Genomic DNA, 15,672 nt, shown 5'->3' on the forward strand with positions numbered 1-15,672 from the left:
CCCGCGGGGTTTCGTTGTTCGTGGGGGCTTCGGTGTCTGGGGGGCGGGAACCCCTTTTGCTTGTCCCGGGGGCGGGCCCAGCTTTCGGGGGGGGGCCCCCCCCCCCCCCCCCCCGCTCCCGGTGGTGGTCGCCTACGACCGGCCTACGACCGACTGGGGATCGGACCGTGTCCGGTCAGGCTTCGACGCTGTCCTTCTTGGCGTCGTCGCTCCCGGCCACCGCTTCCGCCTCGGCCTGCTTCTTGGAGGCCCGCAGGCTGGTGATCGTGGTGATGATCAGGACGGAGCAGATCACGCCTAGCGAGACCGGGATGCTGATCTCGGGGACGTGGACCCCGGACTCGTGCAGGGCGTGCAGCACCAGCTTGACGCCGATGAAGCCCAGGATGACCGACAGGCCGTACGAGAGGTGGACCAGCTTCTTCAGCAGACCGCCGATGAGGAAGTACAGCTGGCGCAGGCCCATCAGGGCGAACGCGTTGGCCGTGAACACGATGTACGGGTCCTGGGTCAGACCGAAGATCGCCGGGATGGAGTCGAGCGCGAAGAGCACGTCGGTGGTGCCGATCGCGAGCATCACGACCAGCATCGGGGTCATGATCCGCTTGCCGTTCTCCTCGATCCACAGCTTGGTGCCGTGGTATCGGTCGGCGACACCGAAGCGGCGCTCGGCGGCCTTGAGGAGCTTGTTCTCCTCGAACTCCTCGTCCTCCTCGTCGGCCCGGGCCTCCTGGATGAGCTTCCAGGCGGTCCAGATCAGGAAGGCACCGAAGATGTAGAAGACCCACGCGAAGCTGGCGAGGATCGCGGCGCCCGCGGCGATGAAGATCGCCCTGAGGACCAGGGCTATGAGGACACCGATGAGCAGCACTCGCTGCTGGTACTGCGAGGGCACCGCGAACTTCGCCATGATCAGGACGAAGACGAACAGGTTGTCCACGCTGAGGGACTTCTCGGTGATGAAGCCCGCGAAGAACTCGCCGGCGGGCTGGCCGCCGCCGAAGATGAGCAGGCCGACTCCGAAGAGGCCCGCCAGGGCGATCCAGACGACCGTCCAGATCCCCGCTTCCTTGATCGATACGTCGTGCGGCTTGCGGCCGATGAAGAAATCGACCGCGATGAGGGCCGCGAGGCCCACGATGGTCAGGACCCACAGGGTCACAGAAACTTCCACTACGCCTCCGGCAGTGCGTCACACGGCAAATGTCAGCGTCGTCGCTGCCGGAGGTCTCTTCCACCCCGGGTGTCCGGAACGCGCGATGCGTCCGCGGAACCCACGGGCCGACGCCCCGGGATCTGGCCTGATCCGTATTGACGGGGTCGCCGCACAGACAGGGAGTACTCCCCTCCGTACGGACGACAGTACCCCATTCCCCAAGGGAAGGTAAAGAGATTTGCAAATTACGCTCAAAAGCCCAGCTCGGAGGCGTTTACCCGCCCCACGAACGGCGGGCCGCCGCGACCTGAGTGAGGACCTGCTGGAGCACCTGGCTGCCGGGCGGCACGAGCGCCGGTTCATACGTCCAGGCATGCCCGACCCAGGGGTCGGCGAGGTGGTCGTCGGGCACCGGAGTCAGCCGGAGCAGCGACCGCCACAGCGGGTCCAGCAGCGGCCCGTACCCCGCGGACTCCTCTCGGTCGGCGACCATCATCAGGTGGACGCCGACGGCCGGCCCCTCGTCGGCGAGGTAGCGCAGCTGGTTCACCGCCCGGTCGTCGAATCCGTGCGGGAAGTCGTTGACGATCAGGAGTTGCTGGGAGGTGTCGACACCGGGCGGCAGCGCGTCGGGAGCACCGCCACGCAACGCCATCTGCACCAGGTCGACGCGCTGAGTGAGGCGGGCGAGAACGTCCGCCGCCCCCGCCGCGCCGAGGGCGGGCGGAGCGGCGAGCACCCCGGTCTGCACGAGGGGTGCCAGAGGCTGCGCACCGGATCCGGCCGGGTCGATGACGTGCACGGTGAACTCGCCAGCCGGGTACACGGCGAGCAGCCGGGCCGCGTGCGCGACCGCCGTCTCCAGGCCGAGCCGCCGCGTCTCGTGGGAGTCCGCGACCGAACCGTCGAGCGAGGCGGAGCGCCCGCTGTCGATCCACAGACCGCGCTCCAGCGGCAGCCGCATCAGCAGCGGGATCCGTATGCGGTCGGCCTCCGGCAGATGGAGATCGCCCAGCCGCAGGGCCATCGGTATCTCCATGGGGACGCGGTAGGCGTGCCAGACCGGGTTGTCCCAGCGCGCGAACGCCGCGGGCAGGGCGGGCTCGACGACCTCGGCCTCGGCGACCAGCTGGGCGACGTCCCGGTCCAGGACCTCCCTGGCCTGGGACACCAACTGGTCGTGCCGGGCGCGTGCCGCCTCGCGGGCGGCGTCTCCCTGCCCGCCGATCCGGCTGCGCGGGTCGGAGAGGGCCTGGTCGAGTTCCTTCTCCATGCGCGAGTCGGCGAAGTCGACGGCGCTGCGGTACGCGGCCGTGGTGCGGGACAGGTCCTCGAACATGCCCCACACCTGGTTGTAGAGCCGCTCCTCCATGGACCAGCCGGTGGCGTCACCGGCGACGGGCCGGGCGGGCCGGCCGGGTTCGGCCGGGGGCGCGGCCGGCGGGGGCGGAGGCGGGGCAGCGTTCTGGCGGCGCGGGTGGCTGTAGTCGATCGGGCCGCCGCCGGTGGGCGTGGCCGCCTGACCGGCCGGTGCGGGGTCGCCCTGGCCGCCCCGGTACGGCTGCTGCGTCCCTTGCTGTCCCGGCCCGCCGGGCGTCTGCGGCCCGGCGGGGCTCTGGCCGTCGTACGGGGACACCGGCGGTACCGGGCCGGGAGTGCCCTGGGGTGCGCCGCCGTGGTCCGGACCGTGCGCCGGGGCGGCGGCCTGCCGGGGGCGGTCGGCGTCCGCGGCGCGGGCCGGAGGGGCCGGCACCGAACGGGCCAGTCCGCGCGCCACCGCCTCGTGGATGGTCCCGGCGAGCTGGTGGGCCTGGGGCAGGTTCTGGTCGGTGAGCAGTTCGGCGAGGCCGCCCGCGTAGCCCTGGCCGACGGCGCGCACCTTCCACCCGCCCTGGCGCCGGTAGAGCTCCAGGGCGACGACCGCGGACTCGCGGTCCAGGCCGGTGACGGTGTAGCTGGCGACTTCGTCGCCGTCGAGGTCCGTGACCGCCACGAAAGGTGCGGCGACGGCCCCGAAACGGACCGGGCCCTGCCCGCCGGCGGGCAGAGCGAGCAGCACGCTCACGCGGTGCACGGTGTCCGGGAGCGCGTCCAGGTCCACCGCGAGGCGGTGGTCGGCGGCCGCCTGCCGGGAGACCTCCAGGCCCGGCAGGGTGGGGGTACCCGGGTGGGCCACCCACTCGACCCCGTGGACCGCGCCCTTCTCGTCACCGAGCGTGGCTCCGGCCACGATCGGCGTGCCGGCCGAGACCCGGATCTCCAGACGGGTCCGGGGAAGCGGGTGGTTCTGTCCCCGCGTCAGCTCGGCCGTCATCGCCTGTCCCCCCGTGTCACTCGTGCGTCACTCGTGATGTGCCGTGCGGCGCTCGTCCGTCCCGCTCGCGGGACGGGGTGTTCGGCCGGCCCCTCGCGGGACCGGCATTCCGGCTTCGTCGCTCGTCAGAGGACCGGCAGGATCGCCGGCATCAGGTCCTGGAAGGTGCGGCCGTTGGCCGGGGTACCGATGGCGGTCATCGACCAGCCCTGGCCCACCCGGTGCACCTTGGCCATGATCTGCGCCGTGTAGGCGCCACCGCCGGCCAGCGTGTAGCGGGCGAGTTCCTGGCCGTTGGTCTCGTCGACCAGGCGGCAGAACGCGTTCTGCACTTCCTGGAAGGTCTGGCCGGTGAACGAGTTCACGGTGAAGACGATCTGGTCGATGTGGACCGGGATGCGCTGGAGGTCGACGAGGATCGCCTCGTCGTCGCCGCCCTGGCCGACACCGCCGACCAGGTTGTCCCCGGTGTGGCGCACCGAGCCGTCGTCGCTCACCAGGTGGCGGAAGAAGACGACGTCGACCGGCTGCTTGTCCGCGAAGAGGACCGCGGAGGCGTCCAGGTCGATCTCCCGGGTGCGGGAGCCGAACAGGCCGCGCCGGGGAGCCGCCTGCCAGCCGAGACCCATGCGCACCGACGTCAGGCTGCCGCCGTCGTTCTTCTGCAGACTGATGGCCTGACCCTTGGTCATGTTGACGGTCACGCGCTGATCCCCTCTCGAACTGTCCCCTGTTGCCGCGGAGCCCGCGGTTGACCTGAACCCTACGCAGGGGCACTGACAGTGCCCCACCCCGGTCCGCACTTTGTGTCGGTCTTGCAACACAGCCCGTGCCCGGTCGGGGGCTCAGGCCAGGCCCGCCTCCTTCATCTGACGCAGTTCCTTCTTCATCTCGGAGACCTCGTCGCGCAGCCTGGCCGCGATCTCGAACTGGAGGTCGGCGGCGGCCGCCCGCATGCGGTTGGTCAGTTCCTCGATCTGTTCGGCCAGCTCCGCGGCGGGACGGTCGGTCGGGACCGTCTCCTTGCTCTTGCCCCTGCCCTTGGCCGGTTTCGCACCTGCCGCCTGGCCGCCGAGGGAGGGCACGGGTGCCTTGGCGCCCTTCCCCTCCTTCACCTGGCGGTAGCCGGAGCCGAGCAGCTGCTCGGTGTCGACGTCCTCGCGGGCGATCTGCGCGACGATGTCGTTGATCTTCTTGCGGAGCGGCTGCGGGTCGATGCCGTTCGCCTTGTTGAACGCGACCTGCTTCTCGCGGCGGCGGTTGGTCTCGTCGATCGCCTTCTCCATCGCCGGCGTGATCTTGTCGGCGTACATGTGGACCTGGCCGGAGACATTGCGCGCCGCGCGGCCGATGGTCTGGATCAGCGAGGTGCCGGAGCGCAGGAAGCCCTCCTTGTCGGCGTCGAGGATCGCCACCAGGGAGACCTCGGGCAGGTCGAGGCCCTCCCGCAGCAGGTTGATGCCGACCAGGACGTCGTACTCACCGGCGCGCAGTTCACGCAGCAGTTCGACGCGGCGCAGGGTGTCGACGTCGCTGTGCAGGTAGCGGACCTGGATGCCCAGTTCCAGGAAGTAGTCGGTGAGGTCCTCGGCCATCTTCTTGGTGAGGGTGGTGACCAGGACGCGCTCGTCCTTCTCGGTCCGCTTGCGGATCTCGTGCACCAGGTCGTCGATCTGGCCCTCGGTGGACTTGACGACGACCTCCGGGTCGACGAGGCCGGTGGGGCGGATGATCTGCTCCACGGCGCCGTCCGAGCGGGAGAGCTCGTAGGCGCCCGGGGTCGCGGACAGGTAGACGGTCTGTCCGATACGCCCCTGGAACTCCTCCCACTTCAGCGGGCGGTTGTCGAGCGCGGAGGGCAGCCGGAAGCCGTGGTCGACCAGGGTGCGCTTGCGGGAGGCGTCGCCCTCGTACATGGCGCCGATCTGCGGCACGGTGACGTGCGACTCGTCGATGACGAGCAGGAAGTCGTCCGGGAAGTAGTCAAGGAGCGTGTTCGGCGGGGAGCCGGGGAGGCGGCCGTCGAAGTGCATCGAGTAGTTCTCCACCCCGGAGCAGCTGCCGATCTGGCGGAGCATCTCGAGGTCGTACGTCGTACGCATCCGCAGTCGCTGGGCCTCCAGGAGCTTTCCCTGCTTCTCCAGCTCGGTCAGGCGCTCGGCCAGCTCCTTCTCGATGTCGTTGGCCGCCCGCTCCAAGCGCTCGGGGCCCGCGACGTAGTGGGAGGCGGGGAAGACGTACAGCTGCTGGTCGTCGCTGATGATCTCGCCGGTGACCGGGTGGAGGGTGGACAGGGCCTCGATCTCGTCACCGAACATCTCGATGCGGACGGCGAGCTCCTCGTAGACCGGGAAGATCTCGATGGTGTCGCCGCGCACGCGGAAGGTGCCGCGGGCGAAGGCCATGTCGTTGCGCGTGTACTGGATGTCGACGAAGCGGCGCAGCAGCTCGTCCCGGTCGTGTTCCTCACCGACCCGGAGGGGGACCATGCGGTCCACGTACTCCTGGGGGGTGCCCAGACCGTAGATGCAGGAGACGGAGGCGACCACGACGACGTCGCGGCGGGTGAGCAGTGAGTTGGTCGCGGAGTGCCGCAGCCGCTCCACCTCCTCGTTGATCGAGGAGTCCTTCTCGATGTAGGTGTCCGACTGGGGGACGTAGGCCTCGGGCTGGTAGTAGTCGTAGTACGAGACGAAGTACTCGACGGCGTTGTTCGGCAGCAGTTCGCGGAACTCGTTCGCCAGCTGGGCGGCCAGGGTCTTGTTCGGCGCCATGACCAGGGTGGGCCGCTGGAGCTTCTCGATCATCCACGCGGTGGTGGCGGACTTGCCGGTGCCGGTCGCGCCGAGCAGGACGACGTCCTTCTCACCTGCTTCGACTCGCCGGGCCAGCTCGGCGATGGCCGCCGGCTGGTCGCCGTTCGGCTGGTAGGGGCTGACGACCTCGAAGGGCGCCACCGTGCGTTCGATCTGGGAAACGGGCCGCATGGGTTCCACCGTACGACCCCCCACTGACAACGGGTCCGGATCAGCGGTTCTGCGGGGTGCGGGAGCGCCGGTGGACGAGGGGGCGGCGCAGGTGGCGGGCGGGGTGGTGGGCCGGATGGCGGACCGTGCGCGGGACCTCGGTGTGGGCGGGGATGCCGGGCTTCCGCTCGACGGGGTGCGCGGCGGGCCTACCCATGACCATCAGCGGGTCGAGCAGGACGACGACGCCGGCCAGGACGAGGAAGGCGAGGGGCCCGATCAGCATCGGGGCGAGGAGCTCGGCGGGCGATCCTCCGACGCTGGGCTCGGACGTGCCGCTGACATGGACGTCGAGGGCGGCCATGCCCGTGTAGTGCATGCCGGTGACGGCCAGCCCCATGATCAGGGCGGCGCCCACGCTCCACAGGAAGCCCCGGACCTGTCCGGCCGCCCACAGTGAGGCGGTGGCGGCGGCCATGGCGATGACGACGGACGCGGACACGGTGAACGTGTTGTAGGTCAGCTGTCCGTCCAGGTGCATCCCGGCCATACCCAGGTAGTGCATGGAGGCGATCCCCAGGCCGGTGATGGTGCCGCCGGTGAACAGGGCGGTCCCGCGGGCGCCGCGGTAGCCGACGATGAAGATCCCGATCCCCACCATGACGACGGCGACGGCCAGGCTGGCGAAGGTCATCAGCCAGTCGTAGCGGATCGGCGTGTGTTCGATCGTGAACCCCATCATCGCGATGAAGTGCATGGTCCAGATGCCGGAGCCGATCGCCGCCGAGCCCAGGGCGAGCCACCCGGGGCGCCAGGAACGGGTGACCAGCATGGCCCTTGTGGTGCAGCGCAGACCGAGGGCACCGCCGAGGCACGCCATGAGGTAGGCCACCAGCGGTGTGACGAGTCCGTAGTTGAATCCGTCGACCGTGCCTTGCATCTGCGGCTGCCCTTCCGCCTTCTTACGCCCCGGTGGAGTCCCGGATTCTCCTGATGTGCACCCTCTCGCGGGCCTGAGCGAACGACCGGGGCCGAGGCAGAGAGTATGACGTCCACCGGAATGGTCGAACGATTCTCCGGCAAAGAATCACGGCCTCGCCCCACTTGTGCCGCCCTGGTGAGCGTAGTTGAGCAACTCCATTCAGCCAGTGGCCATTCTGTACCCCTCTTCCGTTGACTCTCCGGTGTCACAGTGGAGCTGTCCGTGATCGCTCGATGCGAGGAGTACGCATGCACGTGGGCACAGTTGCCGTCACGACCACCGCGCTTCTGGGAGTCGCCCTGACGGCCCCCCTCTCGCACGCCCGGGACACCGGGGCCGGCGACGACGGGCCCACGGTCGTCGCGCACCGGGGCGCTTCCGCCTACGCGCCGGAGAACACGCTGGCCGCCGTCGACAAGGCGGCCGATCTGGGCATCCGCTGGGTGGAGAACGACGTCCAGCGCACCAAGGACGGCGAACTCGTCGTCATGCACGACGACAACCTGCGGCGTACCACCGACGTGGAGGAGGTCTTCCCCGACCGGTCCCCCTGGAAGGTGAAGGACTTCACCGCCGCGGAGATCGCGCGGCTGGACGCGGGGAGCTGGTTCGGGTCCAAGTACGCGGACGCGCGCGTGCCGACGCTGAAGCAGTACGTGGACCGTGTGGAGCACAATCACCAGAAGCTGCTGCTGGAGCTGAAGAGCCCCGGCCTGTACCCGGGCATCGAGCAGCAGACCCTCAAGGTGCTCGCCAACGAGGGCTGGCTCGACCGCCGCCATGTGGCCGGCCGGCTGGTGGTGCAGAGCTTCAGCGCGGACAGCATCCGGACGGTCCACGAGCTCAAGCCGGCCGTCAAGACGGGCTTCCTCGGCACGCCTCTCGTGTCGGACCTGCCCGAGTACGCCGAGTTCACCGACCAGATCAATCCCTCGCACGGCTCCCTCTCCATGGCCTACGTGTCCTCGGTGCAGGCGTTCAAGGGGCCGCACGGCAAGCGGATGGAGGTCTTCACCTGGACGGTGGACACCGCTGCCGCCGCCCGGCGGGTGGCGGGGTACGGCGTCGACGGCATCATCACCAACAAGCCGGACGTGGTGCGGGACGCCGTCGGCGAGGACGCGGACTCGTCCGCACGCTGACCCTGTTCGTGCCCGGGACGGGCCGGCCGCGCAGGCCGCTGTCCCGGGCATTGTCAGTGGCCGGCCGTACCGTGGGCGCATGGACAGCCATGGGCAGTACGAGCAGCGGGTCGTGTGGACCGTCGTCGGCACCGACATCGGCCCGCTGTTGCTGGCCGCCACCCCCGACGGCCTGGTCAACGTCGTGTTCCACGCCACCGACGCCGCCCGCGACCAGGCGCTCGAACGGCTCGCGGCCCGGCTGGGCACGGAGCCCGTCGAGGCGCCCGGCTCCCCGCTGCTGGCCGAGGCGATACACCAGGTGGCGGCGTACTTCGCCGGGGCCAGGCAGGACTTCGACCTGCCGCTGGACTGGTCGCTGATCTCGGGCTTCAACCGGGAGGTACTGCGCGAGCTGGCCTCCGGCGTCCCCTACGGCTCGGTCGTCGGGTACGGCGACCTGGCCGGCCGGGTGGGCCAGCCGGGCGCGGCCCAGGCGGTCGGCATGGCCATGGGTGCCAATCCGCTGCCGGTCGTCGTGCCCTGCCACCGGGTGGTGGAGAGCGACGGGGGCATCGGCGGGTTCGGCGGCGGGGTGGAGACCAAGCGGCGGTTGCTCGCGCTGGAGGGCGTGCTGCCCGAGCCGCTGTTCTGAGCGCCGACCCCGCGATGCCGGTGGCGGGCGGAGCTAGTCGTAGTGCCGGGCCTCGATGATGTTGCCGTCCGGGTCGCCGAAGTAGAAGCTGCGCCGGGCCATGCCGCGGGCGCCGTAGGAGTCGTGGGAGAGCTCCGAGACCGGGACGGACTGCTCTTCCAGGCGGGCGCGCAGTGCGTCGAAGTCGTGCGCGGGCAGGGACAGGCAGATGTGGTTGACGGGATGCCCCGCGCTCTCGTCGGCGCCGGGGACGACCCGCATGCGTGGTGCGAGGGAGTGCGGGGCGAGATCGAGGATGGTCTCTTCGTTGAGCCGCACGGAAGGGAAACTCACGGTCCCCGCGGCGTACTCGGTGAGGCGCAGGGGCTCCAGCCCCAGGTTCTTCTCGTAGAACCCGGCCGCGGCGACCGGGTCGCGGACCCAGAGCACCACGTGGTCGAGACGTGTCGTGTTGTCCGTCATGGTTCCCAGGCTGGTGCCCTCCCCCGGGACCCGCAAGAGCCCGGTGCGATCACATCGGGGGTTTGGCCCGGTCCCCCGCCCGCCAGGGATGAGGGAGACCGTCGGACAGGAGGCAGGCGCGTGATGCTGGTGGTGTCGGAAGAGGTACGGGCCGCGATCGACGCGCGTGAGCCCGTGGTGGCCCTGGAGTCCACGATCATCGCGCACGGGCTGCCGCGCCCGCGCAATCTCCTGGTGGCCCGCGAGCTGGAGGAGACGGTGCGTCAGGAGGGCGCCGTCCCCGCGACGATCGCCGTCCTGGACGGGCGGCCTCATGTGGGCCTCGACAAGGAGCAGCTGGAGCGGGTCGCCAACGAGGACGGCATCCGCAAGCTGGGCCACCGAGACCTGCCGCTCGCGGTGGCGGCCGGAGCGAGCGGCGCGACCACCGTGTCGGCGACCGCCCTGCTGGCGGCCCTGGCAGGCGTACGGGTCTTCGCGACCGGTGGGCTGGGCGGCGTGCACCGGGAGTGGACGGTGACGCAGGACGAGTCGGCCGACCTGGGCCTGCTGGCACGCACCCGGATCACGGTGGTGTGCGCGGGGGTGAAGTCCATCCTGGACGTACCGGCGACCCTGCAACGGCTGGAGACGCTCGGCGTCTCGGTGGCGGGCTACGGCACGGCCCGCTTCCCCGGCTTCTACCTGTCCGACTCCGGGCACCCGGTGGACTGGACGCTGGACAGCCCCGAGCAGGTGGCGGCGGTCATGCGGGCGCAGGACGCGCTCGACGGGCCGCGGTCCGCGTTCGTGGTCGCCAACCCGGTCCCCGAGGAGGAGCAGCTCGATCCCGCGCTGCACGCACGCGTGCTGGCCGACGCGCTGCGCGCGTGCGAGGCGGAGGGGGTGACGGGGCAGGCGGTCACACCGTTTCTCCTCGACCACTTGGTGCGCCACACCGACGGCGCCTCGCTGAGCGCCAATCTGGCGGCGGTGCGCGGAAACGTACGGCTGGCGGCCCGTATCGCGACGGCCTGGGCCCGGGCATGACCGTGCGGCCGGACGGGGCGTTGCTGGTCGTCGGCGACGTCGTCACGGACGTGGTCGCCCGCCACCGGGGGCCGCTGGCCGCCGGTACGGACACGGCCGCCTCGATCCGTCGGCTGCCCGGCGGTGCGGGTGCCAACGTGGCCTGCTGGGCGGCCTGGGCGGGGTACGGGGAGGTCCGGCTGCTGGGCCGGGTCGGCGCCGACGCGGCCGGCTGGCACGAGCGGGAGCTGACGGCCTGTGGGGTGCGTCCGCTGCTGGTGGTCGACCCGTCGGCGCCGACGGGGACGGTGATCTGCCTGGTCGACACGGGCGACTCGGCCGAGCGGACCTTCCTCACGGACAGCGGGGCTTCGCTGCGGATCGGGCCGGACGACTGGTCGGACGCGCTGCTCGACGGCGTCGCCCGGCTGCATCTGTCGGGCTACCTCCTGTTCGCGGAACCGAGCCGCGCTCTGGTGTCGGTCGCCCTGGCCGCGGCACGCGCGCGCGGGGTGCCGGTCAGCCTGGACCCGGCCTCGGCGGGGTTCCTCGCCGGGCTGGGCGTCGACCGTTTCCTGGGTCTCGTCGAGGGGGTGGACGTCCTGCTGCCGAGCCGCGACGAGGCGTGCCTGCTGACCGGGCTGCCCGACGCCGCGGACGCGGCGGCGAAGCTGAGCCGGCACGTTCCGCTGGTGATCGCCAAGCAGGGGGCGGAGGGGGCCCTGGTGGCCCGGGCCGGTGCCGTGTGCGCCCGGGTCCCCGCAGCTCCTGCTTCGCCGCGGGACAGTACGGGCGCCGGTGACGCCTTCACCGGCGCGTTCCTCGCCGAGCTGCTCGCGGGCGCGACGCCCGAGGAGGCGGCGGCCGCGGGGTGCCGGGCGGGAGCGACGGCGGTCGAACGGGTGGGCGGGAGACCTCCGCGGGCGGCCGGCTGACACCTGGGCCGACGGGCCGTGGGGGCTGACGGGACGGACCAAGCCGATGAGGGGCGGGGCGGCGGCGCCGCCGGTACGTGCTCCTTACGCCTTGCGTCCCCACGCCGAGATCATCGGGGCCGTCGCCAGGTCCATGCTGCCGGACGCGACGTTGGCGAGATGCCGGTCGATGTCGTCGTGGGTGGCCACTCCCCCGCTGACCAGCTCGTCGCGGATCTGGCGGACGGTCGCCGACTCCAGGGCGGCGCACGCGGGCGAGGTGACCGGGAAGTAGGCGTCGGCCTCCACGCGGCGCAGTCCGGCCTCCCGGAGCAGACGCGGCAGCCGGCGGCCGTAGGAGAGGTCGGCGCCGCGGCGGGACAGCAGCTGGCGGAAACCCTGCCGGAGGCGGTTCGCCAGTTGCTGCTCGGGGCCGTGCTCGTCGGGGCAGAGCAGGGGCTGCAGGGCGGGATCGGCGTCCTCGACGAGGAGGCGGCCACCGGGGCGCAGGGCCTTGACCATCGACCGCAACGCCTGCTCCCGGTCCGGGACGTGGACGAGCACCAGCCTCGCGTGCACCAGGTCGAACCCCTCCCCCGGCGGTTCCTGCGCGCCCACGTCGTGCACGCGCACCTCGACCGGCGGGCGCCCGGCCGGAGCGACCCGCGAGGTGTCGATGTCCGTCGCGAGGACCCTGCCGGTCGGCCCGACCTTCTTGGCCAGCCACGACACCACGGAGGTTCCGCCGGCCCCGACCTCCCAGCAGCGCCAGCCGGGTCCGACGCCCAGCGTTTCGAGGTGCCGGAACGTGGTGGGGTCGAAGAGCTTGGCGAAGGCGTCGAAGCGCTCCGCAGCCTCGGCCTGCCGGTTGTCGAGGAGGTATCCGTCGGTTCGCGTCATGCTGCGATCATCCCAGTTGTCCGGCTTGCCGGAAGGGGGCGACGCTCCGGCGCGAGGGCCCCGGACGGCCTGCCGGGGCGGCTCCGGCGGTGTGCGGCCGACGGTTCGTCCACGGTTCGTCCACAGCCGGGAAGGAAGCGGAATGCTCCGTTTCCACAGGCCCGAACGGCGTTCGCGCAGGACTGGCAAACTGGCCTGCCAAGGCGCGGGAAGCACGGCGCGAGGGGACCCACACGAGGAGATTCGGATGACCATGGCAGGGAATCTGCGCAAGGTCACCGGCCTGGGAAAGGTCGGCGGCCTGCGCAAGGTGGCACAGCTGGGCCGCCGTCGACGGCGGGTGGACCTGAGCCACCCGGCCCGCTCCCCGCTGGGTTCCTCGGTGGTGAACTGCGTGACCTACCGGGACGGTGTCCGCACCCCCGAGGGCGGCGATCCGGTCGACGTCGTGGCCAGGATGCGCAGGCGCGGAGCGGGATTCGTCTGGCTCGGCCTGCACGAGCCGACGGACCAGGAGTTCGCCGGCGTCGCGGAGCTGTTCGATCTGCACCCGCTGGCGGTGGAGGACGCGATCGAGGCCCACCAGCGGCCGAAGGTGGAGCGGTACGGCGAGACGCTCTTCGCCGTCTTCAAGACCGTCTGCTACGTGGAGCACGAGGAGCTGACGGCCACCAGCGAGGTGGTGAGCACCGGCGAGATCATGGTGTTCGTCGGCCAGGACTTCGTGATCACCGTGCGCCACGGACGGCACGGCTCCCTGGGTCCGCTGCGCGAGGAGCTGGAGTCCGAACCCGCGCAGCTCGCCAAGGGGCCGTCGGCGGTGCTGCACGCGATCGCGGACCACGTGGTGGACGACTTCCTGACCGTCATCGACTCGGTCCAGGCGGACGTCGACCATGTGGAGACGGAGGTGTTCGCGGAGAACGGCGCGCGGGTCGACCCGGGGCGGATCTACCAGCTCAAGCGTGAACTGCTCGAACTGAGGCGGGCCGTGGTACCGCTCAGCCGGCCGCTGGAGGAGCTGGCCACACGGCCCTTCCGCGTGGTCGACCAGGAGATACAGGCGTACTTCCGTGACGTCTCCGACCACCTGCTGCGGGCCACCGAGCAGATCGCGGCGTTCGACGAGCTGCTCAACTCCATCCTCCAGGCGCACCTCGCCCGCGTGACGGTCGCGCAGAACGAGGACATGCGGAAGATCACCGCCTGGGCCGCGATCGTCGCCGTCCCCACGATGGTCTGCGGGGTGTACGGCATGAACTTCGACCACATGCCCGAGCTGCGCTGGCGGTACGGCTACGGCCTGGTCATCGGGGTGATAGCCGTCGCCTGCCTGGCACTGCACCGCGGCTTCCGGCGCAACGGCTGGCTCTGAGGGCGGAGTGGGCGGTTCGGGCACCGGGCGGTTCAGGCCGAGAAGCTCACGATCTTCCGCGGCACGACGCGGATGATCACACGGGTCTCCTCGTCCTTCTCCGCAGGCGGGTCGATGCCGAGGTACTTGTGCGAGAGGTCGCGCGGAAGTCTCTTCCCTTCGTCGGGGACGATCTCGGCGGTGCCGCGGATCTCCACCGAGGTGTACGGGTTGGCGAGGTCGTAGACCGACAGGCTGAGGCGCGGATCCCGGTGGAGGTTGCGCACCTTCTGCCGTCCGTCCACGGAGGAGAAGAGCACCGTGTCGCCCTCGCGTTTGATCCAGACCACGGAGTTCTGCGGGGCGCCGTCGGGGCCGAGCGTGGCGACCGAGGCGAAGTTCTTGCCGTCCAGGAGGGCGCGGACCGGCTCGTCGAAGGAGGGGGCGGAGTCGCGGGCGTCGGTGGTGACGGCGGCATCGCCGGAGTGAGTGGTCATGCCGACAGCCTAGTTACATGCACACGCATATAAAAGCGTATCGGGAGAACTGACGCCCCGAACCGGTCAGCCGCTCCACGCGGGATGCCGTGGATCGTCGGCCCGCACCAGGACGTCGGCGGTGCCGGCGGGGTCGGTCTCCTCGTCGTAGCGCTCGAAGGCGGGCAGGGTCCACTGCTCGGTCTCCGCGGTCCGGCGGCGCAGCGCTCCGGGGGTGAGGACGAGATGGACGCTCAGATCGAGGGGGAACCAGTGACGCAGCAGGAACGGGCCGTGCAGCAGCAGCACACCGCCGGGAGGGAGTTGGACACGGGGACTGCGGGTGGCGCGGTCGGTGACGGGGTCCCACAGGTCGGGCAGGGCTCGCCCGTTTCCCTCGGGCCCGAGGGGGTCGAAGACCTCGCGCCACAGGGCACCGATGTCGTACCAGCCGTTGTAGTAGGACTCGGTGTCCCGGTGCCCGTACTCCAGGCGCAGCGAGGCGGGGCGCAGGAAGCCCTCCGTCCCGACGACGAGGGAGGGTCGGCCCCGGACACGCAGCGCCTCGGAGACGCGTTCGGCGAGGTCGCCGGGGCGGGCGGCCGGGGCGCCGTCGAGGGCGACGCGGGTCCAGGCGCTGCCGTCCGCGGGTTCGAGGTCGAGCAGGCGCTCGGCGAGCCGGTCGCCGAGCCGGTCCCAGGTGATCGCTTCCAGTCGCACCCGCCCATGATGCGTCACTCGCCGGTGCGCCCGCGTGGACGCTCGCGCATGGGCGGGCGCGGGTCGGCCATGGTCACCGCCCTCGCGCGGCGGTTGACTTGGGGTGACCGACGGCGGACGGCGCCGGGCGGGCGACTGCTCGACGGGTGGGAGTTGACACGACATGATCGACGGACCGTACTTCGTGCTGACGGTGCTGGGTGTGCTCGGGGCCGGTCTGACGGCCGGGGTGTTCTGCGCCTTCTCGACCTTCGTCATGCGGGGGCTGGCCGCGCTGCCGCCGGCTCAGGGGGTCGCCGCGATGAACTCGATCAACAAGGCCGCGGTGCGGCCGCCCTTCATGGCGGTGTTCCTCGGGACGGCGGTGCTGGCCGCGGTGATCGCCGTGGTGACGTTCGTGCTGTGGCCGGAGGAGGCCGCGGTCGAGCTGCTGCTGGGCAGCGCGCTGTATCTGATCGGGTCGTTCGGGGTGACCGCGGCCGCCAATGTGCCGCGCAACACCGCCCTGCTCGAAGTGGAGCCGGGCTCCGCGCAGGCGGACGACCGGTGGACGGCGTACGTGCGCGAGTGGACGGCGTGGAACCACGTCCGGACGATCGCCTCGGCCGCGGCGGCGGTGGCCTACGTGCTCGCCCTGCGCTGAG

15 protein-coding genes are annotated in these 15,672 nt (G+C 71.2%); 6 read left to right on the forward strand and 9 right to left on the reverse strand.

Going from position 1 to position 15,672, the window contains the following annotated elements:
* Positions 1 to 175 precede the first annotated feature (175 nt).
* From ACFC1X_RS22590 to ACFC1X_RS22610, 5 genes are all read right to left on the reverse strand, one after another.
* A complete protein-coding gene (locus tag ACFC1X_RS22590; protein WP_376356297.1) occupies positions 176 to 1,174 on the reverse strand; it encodes a TerC family protein in 999 nt (332 codons plus the stop codon).
* 256 nt (positions 1,175 to 1,430) lie between these two features.
* The gene (locus tag ACFC1X_RS22595; RefSeq protein WP_376356299.1) at positions 1,431 to 3,470 is read right to left on the reverse strand and encodes a TerD family protein; all 2,040 of its coding nucleotides are present in this window, start codon (positions 3,468 to 3,470) and stop codon (positions 1,431 to 1,433) included.
* A 125-nt stretch (positions 3,471 to 3,595) separates the two neighbouring features.
* Positions 3,596 to 4,174, reverse strand: a complete 579-nt coding sequence (locus ACFC1X_RS22600) for a TerD family protein (RefSeq protein ID WP_376356301.1) — start codon at positions 4,172 to 4,174, stop codon at positions 3,596 to 3,598.
* Positions 4,175 to 4,315: 141 nt separating this feature from the next.
* Complete coding sequence (gene uvrB / locus ACFC1X_RS22605) at positions 4,316 to 6,457, reverse strand: excinuclease ABC subunit UvrB (protein ID WP_376356303.1); 2,142 nt, start codon at positions 6,455 to 6,457, stop codon at positions 4,316 to 4,318.
* A 40-nt stretch (positions 6,458 to 6,497) separates the two neighbouring features.
* Positions 6,498 to 7,376: an MHYT domain-containing protein gene (locus ACFC1X_RS22610; protein WP_376356305.1), complete on the reverse strand. Its 879-nt coding sequence runs from the start codon at positions 7,374 to 7,376 to the stop codon at positions 6,498 to 6,500.
* A 290-nt stretch (positions 7,377 to 7,666) separates the two neighbouring features.
* Between ACFC1X_RS22610 and ACFC1X_RS22615 the strand changes: the two genes are divergently transcribed.
* On the forward strand, positions 7,667 to 8,560 hold the full coding sequence (locus ACFC1X_RS22615; RefSeq protein WP_376356307.1) for a glycerophosphodiester phosphodiesterase: 894 nt from the start codon (positions 7,667 to 7,669) through the stop codon (positions 8,558 to 8,560).
* A 79-nt stretch (positions 8,561 to 8,639) separates the two neighbouring features.
* A complete protein-coding gene (locus tag ACFC1X_RS22620; protein WP_376356309.1) occupies positions 8,640 to 9,194 on the forward strand; it encodes a methylated-DNA--[protein]-cysteine S-methyltransferase in 555 nt (184 codons plus the stop codon).
* A gap of 33 nt (positions 9,195 to 9,227) precedes the next feature.
* Here ACFC1X_RS22620 and ACFC1X_RS22625 read toward each other — a convergent pair whose 3' ends face one another.
* Positions 9,228 to 9,656, reverse strand: coding sequence for a VOC family protein (locus tag ACFC1X_RS22625; RefSeq protein WP_376356311.1), 429 nt, complete (start codon positions 9,654 to 9,656; stop codon positions 9,228 to 9,230).
* A 120-nt stretch (positions 9,657 to 9,776) separates the two neighbouring features.
* On the opposite strand from ACFC1X_RS22625, the gene ACFC1X_RS22630 reads away from it, so the two are divergent.
* Both ACFC1X_RS22630 and ACFC1X_RS22635 read left to right on the forward strand, forming a co-directional pair.
* On the forward strand, positions 9,777 to 10,685 hold the full coding sequence (locus tag ACFC1X_RS22630) for a pseudouridine-5'-phosphate glycosidase (RefSeq protein ID WP_376356313.1): 909 nt from the start codon (positions 9,777 to 9,779) through the stop codon (positions 10,683 to 10,685).
* Positions 10,682 to 11,599: a carbohydrate kinase family protein gene (locus ACFC1X_RS22635; protein WP_376356315.1), complete on the forward strand. Its 918-nt coding sequence runs from the start codon at positions 10,682 to 10,684 to the stop codon at positions 11,597 to 11,599. Before ACFC1X_RS22630 ends, ACFC1X_RS22635 begins: the two co-directional genes overlap by 4 nt.
* Positions 11,600 to 11,683: 84 nt before the next feature.
* Here the strand turns inward: ACFC1X_RS22635 and ACFC1X_RS22640 are convergent, their stop codons facing one another.
* A complete protein-coding gene (locus tag ACFC1X_RS22640) occupies positions 11,684 to 12,478 on the reverse strand; it encodes a methyltransferase (protein WP_376356317.1) in 795 nt (264 codons plus the stop codon).
* A gap of 247 nt (positions 12,479 to 12,725) precedes the next feature.
* On the opposite strand from ACFC1X_RS22640, the gene ACFC1X_RS22645 reads away from it, so the two are divergent.
* The gene (locus ACFC1X_RS22645) at positions 12,726 to 13,853 is read left to right on the forward strand and encodes a magnesium and cobalt transport protein CorA (RefSeq protein ID WP_376356318.1); all 1,128 of its coding nucleotides are present in this window, start codon (positions 12,726 to 12,728) and stop codon (positions 13,851 to 13,853) included.
* 32 nt (positions 13,854 to 13,885) lie between these two features.
* Here the strand turns inward: ACFC1X_RS22645 and ACFC1X_RS22650 are convergent, their stop codons facing one another.
* Both ACFC1X_RS22650 and ACFC1X_RS22655 read right to left on the reverse strand, forming a co-directional pair.
* Positions 13,886 to 14,329 carry a PPOX class F420-dependent oxidoreductase gene (locus ACFC1X_RS22650; RefSeq protein ID WP_376356320.1) on the reverse strand — a complete coding sequence of 148 codons (444 nt, stop codon included), beginning with the start codon at positions 14,327 to 14,329 and terminating at the stop codon, positions 13,886 to 13,888.
* A 66-nt stretch (positions 14,330 to 14,395) separates the two neighbouring features.
* Positions 14,396 to 15,028, reverse strand: a complete 633-nt coding sequence (locus ACFC1X_RS22655) for a uridine kinase (RefSeq protein ID WP_376356322.1) — start codon at positions 15,026 to 15,028, stop codon at positions 14,396 to 14,398.
* Between the two features lie 163 nt (positions 15,029 to 15,191).
* Here ACFC1X_RS22655 and ACFC1X_RS22660 point away from each other — a divergent pair, with 163 nt between their 5' ends.
* Positions 15,192 to 15,671 (forward strand): DUF1772 domain-containing protein, encoded by a 480-nt coding sequence (locus ACFC1X_RS22660; RefSeq protein WP_376356324.1) that lies wholly within the window; start codon positions 15,192 to 15,194, stop codon positions 15,669 to 15,671.
* Position 15,672: the final 1 nt, after the last annotated feature.

The sequence above is a fragment of the Streptomyces sp. NPDC056128 genome (assembly GCF_042263835.1).
In the GTDB taxonomy this organism is placed as follows: Bacteria; Actinomycetota; Actinomycetes; order Streptomycetales; family Streptomycetaceae; genus Streptomyces.